The sequence below is a fragment of the Mesorhizobium sp. NZP2298 genome (assembly GCF_013170825.1).
GTDB lineage: Bacteria > Pseudomonadota > Alphaproteobacteria > Rhizobiales > Rhizobiaceae > Mesorhizobium.
Genome location: NZ_CP033365.1, coordinates 3,839,740 through 3,855,858, shown reverse-complemented (window position 1 = coordinate 3,855,858; position 16,119 = coordinate 3,839,740). Strand labels below are relative to the sequence as shown.

Sequence of the window (16,119 nt, the reverse complement as noted above, 5' to 3'; positions counted from 1 at the left end):
GTTCCTCCTCAGTGCTTCGTCGCGGCGCGGATCGCGGCCCACACGGTGGACGGCGAAGCCGGCATGGCTATATCGGCGATGCCGATGGCATCGGTGATGGCGTTGATCACCGCCGGCGGCGAGCCGATGGCGCCAGCCTCGCCGCAGCCCTTGATCCCAAGCGGGTTGCCCGGGCATGGGGTGTTCGAGGTCGAGACCGTGAACGAGGGCAGATCGCCGGCGCGCGGCATGGTGTAATCCATGTAGCTCGCCGTCAGCAGCTGTCCGCTGGCGTCATAGTGGGCGCCTTCCAGCAGTGCCTGGCCGATGCCTTGCGCCAGTCCGCCATGCACCTGGCCTTCGACGATCATCGGATTGATGATGTTGCCGAAATCATCGGCGGCGACGAATTGAACAATCTCGGTCAGGCCGGTTTCCGGATCGACCTCGACCTCGCAGATGTAGCAGCCCGCCGGGAAGGTGAAATTCGACGGATCGTAGAACGCCGTCTCCTTCAGCCCGGGCTCCATGCCGCCCGGCAGATTGTGAGCGGTGTAGGCGGCGAGCGCCATCTGGAACCATGGCACGTTCTTGTCCGTGCCGGCGACCTTCAGCGCACCATTCTCGATGACGATATCGCCCTCGTCGGCTTCGAGCAGATGAGCCGCGATCTTCTTGGCCTTGGCTTCAACCTTGTCGAGCGCCTTGACGATGGCCGACATGCCGACCGCCCCCGAGCGCGAACCGTAGGTGCCCATGCCCATCTGCACCTTGTCGGTGTCGCCGTGGACGATCGAAACCGAATCGATCGGCACTCCAAAACGCTCGTTGACCAGTTGCGCGAACGTCGTTTCGTGGCCCTGGCCATGGCTGTGCGAGCCGGTCAGCACCTCGATCGTGCCGACAGCGTTGACCCGCACCTCCGCTGATTCCCAAAGACCGACGCCGGCGCCAAGGCTGCCTACCGCCGCCGACGGCGCGATGCCGCAGGCCTCGATGTAGCAACTCATACCGATGCCGCGTAGCAGCCCCTTCTTGGCGGCAGCAGCCTTGCGCTTGGCAAAGCCGGCATAATCCGAAGCCTTCATGGCCGCATCGAGCGAAGCCGCATAGTCGCCGGCGTCATAGCACATGATGACCGGCGTCTGGTGTGGGAACGAGGTGACGAAATTCTTGCGCCGCAACTCTGCCGGCGACACGCCGAACTGGCGAGCGGCGGTTTCCATCATGCGCTCCATGACGAAGGTCGCTTCCGGACGCCCCGCACCGCGATAGGCGTCGACTGGCGCGGTGTTGGTGTAGATCGCCTTCACATTGGCGTGGATCGCCGGAATGTTGTACTGGCCCGACAACAGCGTGGCGTAGAGATAGGTCGGCGTCGCCGATGAGAACAGCGACATGTAGGCGCCGAGATTGGCCTTGGTCTCGACCTTCAGGCCAAGTATCTTGTGGTTCGCATCAAAGGCCATTTCGGCATGGGTGTGATGGTCGCGGCCATGCGCGTCGGTGAGGAAGCTCTCCGTGCGGTCGGCTACCCATTTGACCGGCACACCGGTCTTCTTCGACGCCCACAGGCAGACGATCTCCTCGGGATAGATGTAGATCTTGGAGCCAAAGCCGCCGCCGACATCCGGAGCTATGACACGCAGCTTGTTCTCCGGCGCGACATTGTAGAAGGCGCTCATCACCAGCCGCGCGACGTGCGGGTTCTGCGACGTGGTCCAGCAGGTGTAGTGATCCTCGGCCTTGTCGTAGTGGCCAAGAGCCGCCCGCGGCTCCATGGCGTTGGGAACAAGCCGGTTGTTGATGATGTCCATCTTGACGACATGGGATGCCTTCTTGAAGGCAGCCGCCGTCTCGTCGGCGTTGCCGATGTCCCAGTCGAAGATCAGGTTGTTGTCGGCTTCCGGGTGGATCTGCGGCGCGCCCTTGTCCATCGCCTTCGAGGCGTCGACAACCGCCTTCAGTTCCTTGTAGGTGATCTCGACCGCTTCGGCCGCATCGCGTGCCTGGCCCTTGGTCTCGGCGACGACGATGACGACCGCGTCGCCGACATAGCGAACCTTGTCGAAGGCCAGCGGCGACCATGCGCCCATCTTCATCGGCGAACCGTCCTTGGAATGGATCATCCAGCCGCAGATCAGGTTGCCGATGCCATCGGCCTTGAGCTCCTTACCGGTCAGCACCCCGATGACGCCGGGCATGGCTTGTGCCTTCTTGACGTCGATCTTCTTGATCTGCGCATGCGCGTGCGGGCTGCGCACGAAGGCCGCATGCTTCATGCCGGGAACCACCATGTCGTCGACATAGCGGCCGGCGCCGGTGATGAATCTTTTGTCTTCCTTGCGCGCGACCCGAGCGCCAACACCTTCAATGCCCATAAGAAATTCCTCCCGAAATGGTGAGTATGAGGTAGCGAGTACGTGAATAGTGAAGATCGCCGCCGGTTCAGACCGGCAACCGACTACTCACTACTCTACTGCTCACTCTTCACGCAGCCTGCCTCGCCTTGCCCTTGGCTCCCTTCGACATCGTCTTCGATGCGGCGAGAATCGCCTTGACGATGTTGTGGTAGCCGGTGCACCGGCAGATGTTGCCTTCCAGTTCGGCCCGCACCGTCGCCTCGTCGAGGCCTTCGGGGTGGCGGTTGATCATGTCGGTCGCCGTCATGATCATGCCTGGCGTGCAGAAACCGCACTGCAGCCCGTGATGTTCCTTGAAGGCTGCCTGCACTGGATGCAGGTCGGCGCCGTTGGCGAGACCCTCGATCGTCACAACGCTCGAGCCGGACGCCTGGACCGCAAGCATGGTGCAGGACTTGACCGCCTTGCCGTCGACATGGACGACGCAGGCCCCGCATTGCGAGGTATCGCACCCGACATGAGTGCCTGTAAGGCCGAGATTCTCGCGCAGGAAATGGACCAGAAGCGTTCGATCCTCGGCAACGCCGCTGACTCGCCTCCCGTTCACCATCAAAGAAACGTCCGACATGGTCCCTCCCTGGGTATCAACCTTGGTCATCACCTGCCGACACGCCGCTGGCGCTTCGGCCATGCGTTATTCGTACACCGCACAACGCACAAAAAACAGCGCGACGGAAAAGGCGGATCATTGTACTTTCGGGTCATGGCCAAGGCCAAAGGCGCACTCTCCTCGCCCCCATTGCCAAAACGCCGATTGGAAGCAACAATATCTTCGACGCCCGCGCGCCAGAAGCTTGTAAAATAGCCGCGCATAAAAACAGCGTCGGAGGAAGTGCGGGAGAACGCCGCTGACCTGTTCACGGACGCGCTACGCATGCGGCTTGTCGGCGCTGACCACGGACGAGCCCAACCCGGATGTTTTCGCGCGCGCGGTGGCCGCCGAGGCTGCCGCAATAAACGCCGGCTTTGCGCTGCTGTTCTTTTCCCAGAGCCTCGTCGAGGCCGGCGCCCTGTCGCGGGCACTCTCGGCCCACGCGCCGGGGCTCCATCATGCAGGCTGCTCCACCGCCGGCGAGATCACGCCGCAGGGGCTCGAGGAAGGCCATATGCTGGCAATGCTGCTGCCGTCGGCGTCGTTCACCGCGGTCAGCACCATGGTCGACAACCTGTCCACATCGGGCATGGACAAAATCACCGGCGAGGTCGAGGCCTTGCGGCGCACGCTGCGCGGCCGGCTCGGCGGTGAGCAGACCAGGAACACCTTCGCGCTCTGCTTCATCGACGGGCTATCCTATGCCGAGGAAGCGGTAAGCTCCGCCATCCACTGGGGACTTGACGACATACCGCTGCTCGGCGGCTCGGCAGGCGACGATTTGAAATTCGAGACGACACGCCTGATCTCGAACGGCAGGGTCACCTCGGACAGCGCCATCATCATGCTGATCGCCACGGAGATTCCGTTCCACGTCTTCAAGACCGACAATTTCGTTCCGACCGACGAAAAGCTGGTGGTGACGGCGTCCGATGCCGATCACCGCATCGTGCGCGAATTCAACGCCACCAATGCGGCGGAGGAATATGCCGCTTCCGTCGGGATCGTAGCGCAAACGTTGACGCCGCTGAGTTTCGCCTCGCATCCGGTGGTGGTGAAGGTGGGCGGTGAATATTATTGCCGTTCCATCCAGAAGATGCACCCGGATGGTTCGCTGTCGTTCTTCTGCGCCATCGACGACGGCGTCGTGCTGTCGATCGCCCAGCCCAAGGATATGGTGGAATCGACACGCGCCGCCCTGCGCGAGGTCGAAGAGAGGCTTGGCGGCATCGACATGATCCTCGGCTTCGACTGCGTGCTGCGCCGGCTCGATGCACGCAACCGGCAGGTCTTTCGTGACATTTCGGAACTCTACCGGGTCAACAACGTCGTCGGCTTCGGCACCTATGGCGAGCAGTACCGGTCGATGCACCTCAACCAGACTTTCACCGGCATCGCTTTCGGCGAACGGCAAGCGGCGGAATAAGATGCCGCTCAGGGACATAAACGACCTCGAAAAACTGAAGAAGATCAACGCCGCCCTGGTCAGCCGCGTCGAGCGGTCGATGGACCAGCAAGGCAATGCCTTCTCGCTGTTCCAGACCGCGATCTCGCTCGAAAACCGCGTGCGCACGCGCACGGAGGAGCTGCACTCGACCTTGCGGCGGCTCGAGCAATCCAACATCGATCTCATCGCCGCCAAGGAAAATGCCGAACTGGCGAACCTGTCCAAGACAAGGTTCCTCGCCGCCGCCAGCCATGACGTGCTGCAGCCGCTGAACGCGGCCCATCTCTCCGTCTCGGCGCTCGCCGAGGTGCAGACCAGCGACGAGGGCAGGAAGCTGGTGCGGCAGGTAGAGCGCTCGCTGGAAACGATGGAGGACCTGCTGCGCACGCTGCTCGACATTTCCAAGCTCGACGCCGGCGTGGTGCAGCCCGACATTGGCGACGTCAGCCTCGAGGCGCTGTTCTCGTCGCTGCGCTCGGATTTCCAGCCGGTCGCGGAAATGAAGGGTTTGTCGCTGAAATTCCGGCCGGTCAACGCCGTGGTCCGCTCCGACCGGACGCTGCTGCGCCGCATCCTGCAGAACATTCTTTCCAACGCACTGGGCTACACCCGCTCGGGTGGCGTCCTTGTCGGCACCAGGCATCGCGGCGACACGATCCGCATCGATGTCGCCGATACCGGCTGCGGCATTCCCGAGGACCAGCGTGAGGCGGTTTTCGAGGAGTTCCATCGCGGCACTTCGCCGACCAGTGCCGAACTCGACGGCGGCGGCCTTGGGCTCGGACTTGCCATCGTGCGCCGCATGGCCGGCGCGCTCGGCCACCCCGTGACTTTCTCGTCGAAGGTCGGGCGCGGCACGATCTTCCACATCGATGTCCCGGTCGGCATCGGGGCGCCCGCCGACGCCATCGCCAGCGCCACCGGCCTTGAGCGGTCGCGCGGCTACGGCCTGTTCGGCACCAAGGTGCTGCTGGTCGAGAACGACATCGAGGTGCTGGAGGCCATGACCTTCCTGCTCGAGCGCTGGCAATGCCTGGTGCGGGCCGCGACCTCGACCGACGATGCGCTGGACCTGCTCGGCGACACCGACTGGGTGCCCGACATCGTCATTGCCGACCAGCATCTCGATGGCGGCGATCTCGGCACCGCAACCATATCGGAAGTCCGCGACTATCTCGGCCGCGCCGTGCCGGCGCTGATCGTCACCGCCGACAGTTCCGAAGCCGTCGCCAAGGCGGCGCGGGCCGGCGGCATCGAATTGATGCGCAAGCCGCTGAAGCCGGCGCAGTTGCGCGCGCTTCTGGCGCATTTGTTGGCTTAGCCCATACCCTCGCCTCGATAGGCAGGTGAAAGATTCAAAAACCCGCCTGATCCCTGAAAAGCTCCGCATTGTCGAGTTTCGAAACCTCGATCACCGCTTGCGTACGGCTATACACGTTGAGCTTGCGCAGGATCTCCGAGACATGCGCCTTGACCGTGGTCTCGCCGACCTGCAGCTCATAGGCGATCTGCTTGTTGAGCAGGCCCTGGCGCAGCATCTGCAGCACGCGCAGTTGCTGCGGCGTCAGCTTGGAGAGGCGCTGGACCATGTCGGCACGGTCGATGCTGTCGGCGTCCGCCGGCTGGCCCTCATAGGTTTCCGGCACATAGATCGCACCGTCCATAACCGAGCGGATGGCAGCGGCCAGATCGCTCTTGCGGGCCGATTTCGGGATGAAGCCGGCGGCACCATAAGACAGTGCCTCGGAAATGATCCTTGGCTCCTCATATCCCGACACGATCACCACCGGCAGGCGCGGATAGCGGGTCCTGAGCTGCAGCAGGCCCTCGAAACCGTGCACGTCGGGCATTGAGAGATCGAGAAGCGCAAGGTCGAAAGGCTTGGCGCCCGCCAGCAATTCCACCGCCTCGGTGATCGAGCGCGCTTCCACCGTATCGACTTCCGGATAGGCCATCTGGACGGCGCTGTGCAGCGCCTCGCGAAACAGCGGATGGTCGTCGATGATCAGGAACCGGGCGCGATCGTTGGGTGCTGTCATGTGGCTCGTTCCGGTTTACCGGCCACACCATAGTCCCGCGACCATGGCCGGATTATTGGCAAATAGTCTATCGCCAATTGCCAGGATGCACCGCTGCAGAAGCAATGGAAACCCTCAATTCCTCATGCAGCCCAGGCAAAGGCCTTGCTTTATGAAAAGCGACGCCTTGCCCGCCCCCCGAAATCGGTCGAAGGTACCGCCATCATCCCGATATCCAAACGCAGAGACCAGCATGACCGCCTTTGTCCTTCCCGTGCCGCCAACACCTTCCGTCGCCGTCAGCGGCTCGGCCGAGCGCTTTGCCGTGCGGCGCATTTTCTGCGTTGGCCGCAACTATGCCGCGCACGCGCGCGAGTTCGGCAACGATGAACGTGATCCGCCCTTCTTCTTCACCAAGCCCGCCGACGCCGTGGTCGATTCCGGCACTGATATCCCCTACCCGCCGCTGACGGCCAATCTGCACCACGAAATCGAACTGGTGGCCGCGATCGGCAAACCGGGCTTCCGCATCGCGCGTGATCGGGCGCTGGATCATGTCTGGGGTTATGGCGTCGGCATCGACCTCACCCGCCGCGATCTCCAGGATGAGGCCAAGAAGGCGGCGCGGCCCTGGGACTGGTCGAAGGCCTTCGACCGTTCAGCCCCTTGCGGCCCGCTGGTTCCCGCGCAGAAATCCGGGCACCCGACGAAGGGGCGTATCTGGCTCGCCGTCAACGGCGCGGTGAAACAGGATGCCGACCTCACCGAATTGATCTGGCCAATCGCCGACATCGTCTCGATCTGCAGCGAAGCAGTCGAACTGCAACCGGGCGACCTGATCTTCACCGGCACGCCCGCCGGCGTCGGCGCGGTCAAGCCGGGCGAGACAATGACCGGCGGCGTCGACGGCATCGGCACGATCGAAGTGACGATCGGCCAGCCGCAATCTTGAACGACAAAGCCATGAGCCACATCGTCCTGCACAATTACTATCGCTCCTCCACCTCCTACCGGGTGCGGATCGCGCTGGAGATGAAGGGGCTGAGCTATGACTACGTCCCGCATCATCTGCGCCATGGCGAGCATCTGGAACCGTCCTATCTCGCGATCAACCCGCAGGGGCTGGTGCCGGCCTTGGTGCTCGACGACGGCACGCTTTTGACGCAGTCGCTGGCGATCATCGAATATCTCGACGAGATCCAGCCCGCGCCGCCGCTGCTGCCGAAAGACGCACTTGGCCGGGCTCGCGTGAGAATGGTGGCGCAGATGATCGCCTGCGATATCCACCCGGTGAACAATCTGCGCGTGCTGACCTCGCTGCGCACTTTGTTCGGCGCCGGCGACCAGGACATCACCAACTGGTTCCGCCACTGGGTGAACGAAGGCTTCCAGCCGCTTGAAAAGATTCTGGCTTCGTCCCCCGACACTGGAACTTTCTGCCATGGCGAGGCGCCGGGGCTGGCCGATATCTGCCTGGCGGCGCAGGTCACCAACAATGCCCGCTTCGGCGTCGACATGGCACCTTACCCGACGACCGCCCGCATCCACGCCGCCTGCATGGCACTGCCAGCCTTCCAGAAAGCCGCGCCGCGGAACCAGATCGATGCCGAATAGGGCCTCTACCGACCCACGCGCAGCGTGAGCGCCCAGGACGCCAAAGCCAACAGGCCGATGCTCGCCCCAAGCAGGCAAACGCCGCTCCAGCCCATGGCGCCATAGACCATGGTCGAGGCAATCGAGCCGAGCGCACTGCCGAGCGAATAGAAGATCATGTAGCCGCCAACCAGCCGGCTGCGGGCATCCGGGCGGCGCGAAAAAATCAGGCTCTGATTGGTGACGTGGACGGCTTGGATCGCCAGGTCCAGCATGACGATGCCGGCGACAAGCAGCCACAGCGATAGACCCATGAAGGCGATCGGCAGCCAGGCAGCCGTCATCAGAAGCAGGCTAAGGCCGGTGACCAGCTGCCCGCGCCCGCGATCAACGAGGCCGCCCGTCCAGCGCGCGCCCAGTGCGCCGGCGACACCGGCAAGCCCGAACAGCCCGATCTCAGTGTGTGAGAGTGAAAATGGCGCGGCACTCAGCGGCAGCACCAGCGGCGCCCACAGCACGTTGAAGCTGGCGAAGATCAGCATGGCCAGCACCGCGCGCACGCGCAGCAGCGGCTCCTGCACGAACAGCAGCACGACCGAAGTTAGCAGGCGCGGATAGGATGTGCGTGGCCGCTCCGCCTCGCGGCGCGGCAGGATGAGGAAGAGAACCACCGCCATGATCAGCGTCAGCGTCGCCGAGACCAGATAGACCCAGCGCCAGCCGGCGAGGTCGGCGACGACGCCAGCGACGAAGCGGGCAAGCAGGATGCCAAGGATGACACCACTGGTGACGGTGCCGACCGCCCGCCCCCGCTCGGACGGCACCGCGAGATCGGCCGCGTAAGCCACCAGCACCTGCACCACCACGGCAAGCAGTCCGACAACAGCAAGGCTTGCCAGCAGCATCGCCGCGCTCGGCGCGAGCCCGACCGCACTCAGCGCCACGGCGGAAAGCACCGCCTGGCCGGCGATCAGCTTGCGGCGGTCGAACAGGTCGCCCAGCGGCACGATGAAGAACAGGCCGAGCGCATAACCGATCTGCGTGACCGTCACCACGATGCCGACCGAGGCCGGCGCGATGGCAAAATCATGCGCGATGGCGTCGAGCAGCGGATGGGCGAAATAGACGTTGGCGACGCTCAGGCCACAGGCAATGGCGAAGACCAGCGCCGTCATTCCCGACAATCCCGGTGGTGACGCCGGCACGACCTGCGGTGGCCCACCGGACCGCTCCGCGCTTGACGTTGCGCTGTTCACCACCTGCAGATTCATGTCGCTCTCCACAATCGGTTTCAACTTGAAACCACTTGCTGGATAGCCAAATCAGTTTTATCTTGCAACCGACATGATTGATCTGGACCAACGATTGCCATGGTGAAACGAACGAGCCACCACGAAGCGGATTGTCTGATCGCACGGCCGCTGGACGCGATCGGCGACTGGTGGTCGCTGCTCATCGTGCGCGACGCCTTTGACGGTTTGCGGCGCTTCGGCGAGTTCCAGAAGAGCCTCGGCGTCGCCAAGAACATCCTGTCGGCGCGGCTGCGCAATCTGGTCGCGCATGGCATACTGGAAACGGTTCCCGCGCCCGACGGCAGCGCGCACCATGAATATGTGCTGACGCAAAAGGGGCGCGGCCTGTTCTATGTCCTGGTCGCCTTGCGGCAATGGGGCGAGGCCTATTTCTCCGGACCGGGCGAGCCCTACACTTTCATGGTCGATACGCAGAGCGGCAGGCCGATCAAGCGCCTTGAAGTGCATGCGGAGGATGGTCGGCTGCTTGTTCCCGGCGACACCCGACTTGCCGATTTCCGAGACCGGGAAAACAACTGACCGCTCTTGGCGCGGCGGACTGGCCAGCCTGGCGGAATCGATTTCCGCTTGACCGGACAGGGAATCGGCTATCGTTTCCCCAGACAGTACGCAGGGTGGAGTGACCGATGAAAGCCGTCGTCTTCGAGAAATTCGGCGAAGCGCCGACGATCCAGACCGTCCCTGATCCGAAGCCGGCAGCCGATGGCGTCGTCATCAAGGTCGAGGCAACGGGGCTCTGCCGCAGCGACTGGCATGGCTGGATGGGCCACGACGATGACATCCGGCTGCCGCATGTACCGGGCCATGAATTGGCGGGCGTCGTTGTGGCGGCTGGCAAGCGCGTGACGCACTGGAAGGCGGGCGACCGGGTCACGGTGCCTTTTGTCGGCGGCTGCGGCCACTGCTTCGAATGCACGTCCGGCAACCATCAGGTCTGCGAGCATCAGTTCCAGCCCGGTTTCACCGCCTGGGGCTCTTTCGCCGAATATGTCGCCATCGACTTCGCCGACACCAATCTCGTACGCCTGCCGGAAGAGATGGAATTCGCCACCGCCGCCAGCCTGGGCTGCCGCTTCGTCACGTCGTTCCGGGCGATCGTGGACCAGGGACGGGTCAAGCCCGGCGAATGGGTTGCCGTGCATGGCTGCGGCGGCGTCGGGCTTTCGGCGATCATGATCGCCAGCGCCATGGGCGCCAATGTCATTGCCATTGATCTCACCGACGAGAAACTGGAGTTTGCCCGCAAGATCGGCGCGGTGGCGACCATTAACGCCTCGTCCACCCCCAATGTGGTGAAGGCCGTCAAGCAGCTTACCAATGGCGGCGTTCACATGTCGATGGACGCGCTCGGCCATCCGACCACCTCGTTCAACTCCATCTCGAACCTGCGCCGGCGCGGCCGCCATGTGCAGGTCGGCCTGATGCTCGGCGACCATGCCAAGGCTGCGGTGCCCATGAGCAAGATCATCGCTTTCGAGTTGGAGATCCTCGGTAGTCACGGCATGCAGGCTTACCGCTACCAGGCAATGATGGAGATGATTCGTACCGGCAAGCTCAGGCCCGAACTGCTGGTCGGCAAGAAGATCAGCCTCGACGAGGCGCCCGCGGCCCTGATGGCGATGGGGGGTTTTGAGGGCATTGGTATCGGCGTGGTGACGAAGTTCTAGAGGCGGGCGTCGCCTCCCGAGCTACCGCGCGAACTTCTTTGCCCCGAACACGCACGCCACCACGCCCAGCGTGACGACCATCATCAGCGGGCTGACCTGCTCGTGGAGCAGGCTCGCCGCGAGTGCCAGGCCGAAGAAGGGCTGCAGCAATTGCAGTTGTCCGACCGCGGCAATGCCGCCTTGCGCCAGGCCGCGATACCAGAAGACGAAGCCGATCAGCATGCTGAATAGCGAGACATAGGCTAGGCCGATCCAGGCGTGGGAGCCGACGGCGGCAAAGGATGGCGGTAGCGTCGCGAAAGTCAGCACCAACATGATCGGCAGCGACAGCGTCAGCGCCCAGCAGATCACCTGCCAGCCGCCGAGCCTGCGCGACAGCGCGGCGCCCTCGGCGTAGCCCAACCCGCACACGACGATGGCGCCCAGCATCAGGCCGTCGCCGAGCGGTGACGCGGTCCCGCCTTGCGACAGGGCAAAGCCGGCGACGAGCGCGCTGCCGATGCACGAAAACAGCCAGAACGCCGGTCGTGGACGCTCGCCGCCGCGCAGCACCCCGAAGATCGCGGTTGCCAGCGGCAGCAGGCCGACGAAGATGATCGAGTGGGCGGAGGTGACGTGCTTCAGCGCCAGCGCGGTCAGCAAGGGAAAGCCGACCACCACGCCAAGTGCGACGATCGCCAGCGACAGCAGATCGCCCCGCTCCGGGCGTTTCTGCCGGAACAAGAGCAGCATTGCCAGGCCAAGCAGTCCGGCAATCGCGGCGCGGGCTGACGTCACGAATGTCGGATCGAAGTCCATCACAGCCACGCGCGTCGCCGGCAGCGAGCCTGAGAAGATCAGCACGCCGATAAATCCGTTCAGCCAGCCGCTCGCGATCTTGTCCATTCCAGGCTCCATGTCTTTCGCCCTCTATCGGGCAGATGCCATGGCGCAGCCAGAGACAATGGGGTACAATTCAGCGAAACTGTAATGGCATGACGAGCAGTACGGATGAACGACCTGGCTTTGGAAACCGACGGCGCGCGAGCCGTGGCCGGCCCCACTCTGGTCGAAAGCGTCATGGCGGCCATCCGCCAGCGGATCGCCGCGCGCAGCCTGACACCGGGAGCCCGGCTGCCGTCGATCCGCGCCTTCGCGCAATCCATGCAAGTGTCAAAGTCCACCGTGGTCGAAGCCTATGAGAGGCTCGCCGCCGAAGGCACGATCCGCTCCCGGCCGGGTTCAGGCTTCTATGCCGCCGGCTCGCTGGCGCCGCTGTCCCTGGCCGAGATCGGTCCCCGGCTCGACCGCGCCGTCGATCCGCTCTGGGTTTCGCGCCAGTCGCTGGACGCCGGCGACGAGGTGCTGAAACCCGGCTGCGGCTGGCTGCCGGCCTCGTGGATGCCCCAGGCCGGACTGCGCCGAGCGCTACGCACGGCGGCGCGTGCCGATGATGCCGCGCTTGCCGACTATGGCACGCCGCTCGGCCTGCCGCCGCTGCGGCAATTGCTGGCGCGGCGCATGGCCGGGCATGGCATCGAAGCCTCGCCTGAACAGATCATGCTGACGGAATCGGGCACGCAGGCCATCGATCTTCTGTGCCGGTTCCTGATCGAGCCCGGCGACACAGTGCTGGTCGACGATCCCTGCTATTTCAATTTCCACGCTTTGCTGCGCGCCCACCGCGCCAGGGTCGTCAGCGTTCCCTACACGCAGTCGGGGCCTGACATCGAGCTGTTCGCGCAGGCGCTCGCCGAACACCGGCCGCGCCTCTACATCACCAACTCCGCCATCCACAACCCGACCGGCGCGATCCTGTCGCCGGTCACCGCGCATCGTCTGCTGAAGCTCGCCGACCAGTCGGACCTGACCATCGTCGAGGACGATATCTTCGCCGATTTCGAACATGCCCCTGCCCCCAGGCTGGCGGCCTTCGATGGGCTGAACCGCGTCGTCCAGATCGGCAGTTTCTCCAAGACGCTGTCGGCCTCGGTCCGCTGCGGTTTCATCGCCGCGCCGCGCGACTGGATCGAGGGCCTGACCGACCTCAAGATCGCCACCACCTTCGGCGGCGGGCGCCTTGCGGCCGAACTGGTGCTGACGCTGCTCAAGGACGGCAGCTACCGCAAGCATATGGATCTGCTGCGCGCCAAGCTCGCGCGCGCGATGGTCGAGACCGGCACTCGCCTGAAGGCGATTGGCATCTCGCCCTGGATCGACCAGCCGGCCGGTCTGTTCCTGTGGTGCGGCCTGCCCGATGGCGTTGACGCGGCCGAAGTCGCACGCCGGGCGCTTGCCGATAACGTCGTGCTGGCACCCGGCAATGCGTTCAGCCTGTCCCAGACGGCCAGCCGTTTCCTGCGCTTCAACGTCGCCCAGTGCGACGACGAGCGGATCTTCAAGGTGCTGGAAACCGCGATGAAGCGGTGATCGCGCGCCGCCTGCAATCAGCGCCCCGCACAGACCTCCCGCACGCAGTCGCGCAACCACCGTTGCGCCGGATCGGCATCGAGGCGCGGATGCCAGAGCATCGAAATGGTGACCTCCACCGTCGTGACAGGCAGTGGAAAACTGTGCATGCCGGCGCGCGCGCCGGCCGTGTGCCGCTCGGGCACGCTGGCGATCAGGTCCGAGGCGCGCGCCATGGCGAGTGCTGCCGAAAAACCCGAAACCATGCACACGACGGTCCGCTGCAGGCCAAGCGCGCTCAGGGCTTCGTCGATCGGTCCTTTCTCGCGGCCACGCCGCGAAACACTGATGTGCCGGCCCGCCGCATAACGCTCGGGCGTCACCGTGCCTTCGCTCAAGGGGTGGCCTGCCCTAACAGCACCAATGAAGCGGTCGCGAAACAAGGCCTGGATGCGCACTTCGGGCCCGGTTTCCCCGGCAACGCCGATTTCCAGGTCGATCGCCGCGTCACGCAGCGACATCACATCCTTGTCGGATTTCGGCGCGAAACGCAGCCGTACTCCTGGCGCATCGGCCTCGATGCGGGCGACAAGGCGAGGCCCGAACTCCTCGACAAAGCCTTCATTGGTGCGCAGCGTAAAGACCTTGTCCATAACTGAGACATCAAGCAGCTCGGCAGGGCGCAGCAGCATCTCCGCGTCCTGGACAACGGGGCCGACCTGCCGCCGCAGTTCCTCCGCGCGCGGCGTCGCCACCAGGCCGCGCCCGGCCCGCACCAGCAGAGGATCGCCCGTTGCCTCGCGCAGCCGCGCCAGCGTCCGGCTCATCGCCGAGGGGCTGAGCCGCAAACGGCGCGCGGCGCGGGCCACGCTGCCTTCCGCCAGCAGCACGTCGAGAGCAAACAGCAAATTGAGATCCGTCATCTCCGGATCATAACATGATGTGGCGTCTGACGCATGAATATGATGCAAATGCTGCGCCTTCCGCCATATCAACCACAAGACTAGATCTCCGATGGCTCCGGTTCCGGAGCGAATGGAAAGGAGATCGCCTTGGCAGTCGCCGCACAAAGTCGAGATGGGCTGATATCAGCCCCGCAAGAGAAACAATCGGCCGGCTGGGCTCTGGCAAGCCTGTCGCTCGCCACGCTGCTGTCCTCGCTCGGAACCAGCATTGCCAGTGTCGGGTTGCCCTCGCTGATGCAGACGTTCGACGCGTCGTTCCAGGCCGTGCAATGGGTGGTTCTGGCCTACCTCCTCGCCATCACCACGCTGATCGTCAGCGCCGGGCGGCTGGCCGACATGTTCGGGCGTCGGCCATTGCTGCTTGGCGGCATCGCGCTGTTCACATCGGCATCGGTGCTCTGCGGCCTGGCCCCGACGCTCTGGCTGCTGGTTGCCGCGCGCGCCATGCAGGGGCTTGGCGCCGCATTGATGATGGCGCTGACGCTGGCCTTTGTCGCCGAGACCGTGAGCAAGGAGCGGACCGGCAGCGCCATGGGCCTGCTCGGTGCCATGTCGGCGATCGGCACCACGCTCGGTCCCTCGCTCGGCGGCCTGCTGATCGCCGGCCTCGGCTGGCGCGCGATCTTTCTTGTCAATGTGCCGCTGGGTCTCTTGACCTTCGCCCTCGCCTGGCGTGCCTTGCCTGCGAACAACAAGAACGCGCAGGCAAATAAAGGCAAGTTCGATGCGATGGGCACTGTCCTGCTGGCCCTGACGCTGGCCGCCTACGCACTGGCCATGACGCTTGGTCGAGGCAATTTCGGTCCGCTCAACATCGGCCTGCTGATCGCTACCGCTGCCGGCGTCGGTCTGTTCGTCATCGCGCAGAGGCGCGTAAAGAACCCCCTGGTCCAGCTTGCCAGCTTCCGGGATCTGCGGCTCAGCGCCAGTCTGGCCATGAGCCTCATCGTCGCCACGGTGATGATGGCAACCCTGGTGGTTGCCCCGTTCTATCTGTCGCGAGGGCTGGGGCTCGATGCCGCGATGGTCGGCGTGGTGCTTTCGACCGGGCCGCTGGTCTCGACCCTATCGGCGTTGCTGGCTGGGCGGCTTTCCGATCGCTTCGGAGCCAACAGGATGATGGTCGCCGGGCTCACCAGCCTTGCCGCGGGCACGTTCCTGCTCTCGCTTGCCATGACGAAACTCGGCATTGCCAGCTATGTCGTTCCGATCACCATCACCTGCTTTGGCTACGCCCTGTTCCAGACCTCCAACAATGCGGCCGTCATGAGCGGTGTCGGCGCCGGCGAACGCGGTGTCATGTCGGGCCTGCTCAACCTGTCGCGCAATCTCGGCCTCATCACCGGCGCATCCTTGATGGGCGCCATATTCGCGGTTGCGTCGGCTGGTGCCCGGCAAGGAGATGGTCAGGACGTTCTGAATTCGGCATCGGCCGCTCGAGGCATGCAGGTCACCTTTGAGACGGCGACGGCCCTGGCGCTGGTTGCGCTGCTGCTCGCGCTGTTTTCGCTACGGTTTGCCAGCGCCGATGAACCCAGGACCACCTGATCTGTTCGGTGGTTGCCGGTAGCGGAAACTGCCGCAGGTTGCCGAGCCAATGCCCTGCTGGTAATGAACGGCGCGCAGGGGAATGCCTGCGACGGCAATTGCGGGACAGCGGTATGGGAACCACCAAGTCAGCAGACAAGTAAGCCGCGACAACATCTTGTTGTTGCGGCCTTCTGCCCCGTCAAA

General features: G+C 64.3%; 14 protein-coding genes. 8 read left to right on the top strand and 6 right to left on the bottom strand.

The window, feature by feature from the left end; genetic code table 11:
- Window positions 1–8: 8 nt before the first annotated feature.
- Entirely contained in the window at window positions 9–2,360 is a 2,352-nt protein-coding gene (locus EB231_RS18610; RefSeq protein ID WP_140773107.1) for a xanthine dehydrogenase family protein molybdopterin-binding subunit, read from the bottom strand.
- Between the two features lie 109 nt (window positions 2,361–2,469).
- Window positions 2,470–2,970 carry a (2Fe-2S)-binding protein gene (locus tag EB231_RS18605; protein WP_172350151.1) on the bottom strand — a complete coding sequence of 167 codons (501 nt, stop codon included), beginning with the start codon at window positions 2,968–2,970 and terminating at the stop codon, window positions 2,470–2,472.
- Window positions 2,971–3,283: 313 nt separating this feature from the next.
- Here EB231_RS18605 and EB231_RS18600 point away from each other — a divergent pair, with 313 nt between their 5' ends.
- Entirely contained in the window at window positions 3,284–4,420 is a 1,137-nt protein-coding gene (locus EB231_RS18600) for an FIST signal transduction protein (protein ID WP_172350150.1), read from the top strand.
- A 1-nt stretch (window position 4,421) separates the two neighbouring features.
- On the top strand, window positions 4,422–5,762 hold the full coding sequence (locus tag EB231_RS18595) for a hybrid sensor histidine kinase/response regulator (RefSeq protein WP_172350149.1): 1,341 nt from the start codon (window positions 4,422–4,424) through the stop codon (window positions 5,760–5,762).
- A 34-nt stretch (window positions 5,763–5,796) separates the two neighbouring features.
- On the opposite strand, the gene EB231_RS18590 is transcribed toward EB231_RS18595, so the two are convergent.
- Window positions 5,797–6,480 carry a response regulator gene (locus EB231_RS18590; protein WP_140773104.1) on the bottom strand — a complete coding sequence of 228 codons (684 nt, stop codon included), beginning with the start codon at window positions 6,478–6,480 and terminating at the stop codon, window positions 5,797–5,799.
- Window positions 6,481–6,712: 232 nt separating this feature from the next.
- Here EB231_RS18590 and EB231_RS18585 point away from each other — a divergent pair, with 232 nt between their 5' ends.
- On the top strand, window positions 6,713–7,411 hold the full coding sequence (locus EB231_RS18585) for a fumarylacetoacetate hydrolase family protein (protein WP_172350148.1): 699 nt from the start codon (window positions 6,713–6,715) through the stop codon (window positions 7,409–7,411).
- An 11-nt stretch (window positions 7,412–7,422) separates the two neighbouring features.
- Entirely contained in the window at window positions 7,423–8,073 is a 651-nt protein-coding gene (maiA, locus tag EB231_RS18580; protein ID WP_172350147.1) for a maleylacetoacetate isomerase, read from the top strand.
- A gap of 5 nt (window positions 8,074–8,078) precedes the next feature.
- Here the strand turns inward: maiA and EB231_RS18575 are convergent, their stop codons facing one another.
- Entirely contained in the window at window positions 8,079–9,323 is a 1,245-nt protein-coding gene (locus tag EB231_RS18575; protein ID WP_172350146.1) for an MFS transporter, read from the bottom strand.
- A 99-nt stretch (window positions 9,324–9,422) separates the two neighbouring features.
- Here EB231_RS18575 and EB231_RS18570 point away from each other — a divergent pair, with 99 nt between their 5' ends.
- A complete protein-coding gene (locus EB231_RS18570) occupies window positions 9,423–9,884 on the top strand; it encodes a winged helix-turn-helix transcriptional regulator (protein ID WP_172350145.1) in 462 nt (153 codons plus the stop codon).
- A 107-nt stretch (window positions 9,885–9,991) separates the two neighbouring features.
- On the top strand, window positions 9,992–11,032 hold the full coding sequence (locus EB231_RS18565; protein WP_172350144.1) for a zinc-dependent alcohol dehydrogenase family protein: 1,041 nt from the start codon (window positions 9,992–9,994) through the stop codon (window positions 11,030–11,032).
- A gap of 21 nt (window positions 11,033–11,053) precedes the next feature.
- Here EB231_RS18565 and EB231_RS18560 read toward each other — a convergent pair whose 3' ends face one another.
- Window positions 11,054–11,917: a DMT family transporter gene (locus tag EB231_RS18560; protein ID WP_172350143.1), complete on the bottom strand. Its 864-nt coding sequence runs from the start codon at window positions 11,915–11,917 to the stop codon at window positions 11,054–11,056.
- A gap of 105 nt (window positions 11,918–12,022) precedes the next feature.
- Here EB231_RS18560 and EB231_RS18555 point away from each other — a divergent pair, with 105 nt between their 5' ends.
- Window positions 12,023–13,441, top strand: coding sequence for an aminotransferase-like domain-containing protein (locus EB231_RS18555; RefSeq protein WP_172350142.1), 1,419 nt, complete (start codon window positions 12,023–12,025; stop codon window positions 13,439–13,441).
- A gap of 17 nt (window positions 13,442–13,458) precedes the next feature.
- On the opposite strand, the gene EB231_RS18550 is transcribed toward EB231_RS18555, so the two are convergent.
- Window positions 13,459–14,343: a LysR family transcriptional regulator gene (locus EB231_RS18550; protein ID WP_172350141.1), complete on the bottom strand. Its 885-nt coding sequence runs from the start codon at window positions 14,341–14,343 to the stop codon at window positions 13,459–13,461.
- Between the two features lie 129 nt (window positions 14,344–14,472).
- Between EB231_RS18550 and EB231_RS18545 the strand changes: the two genes are divergently transcribed.
- Window positions 14,473–15,933 carry an MFS transporter gene (locus tag EB231_RS18545; protein WP_172350140.1) on the top strand — a complete coding sequence of 487 codons (1,461 nt, stop codon included), beginning with the start codon at window positions 14,473–14,475 and terminating at the stop codon, window positions 15,931–15,933.
- Window positions 15,934–16,119: the final 186 nt, after the last annotated feature.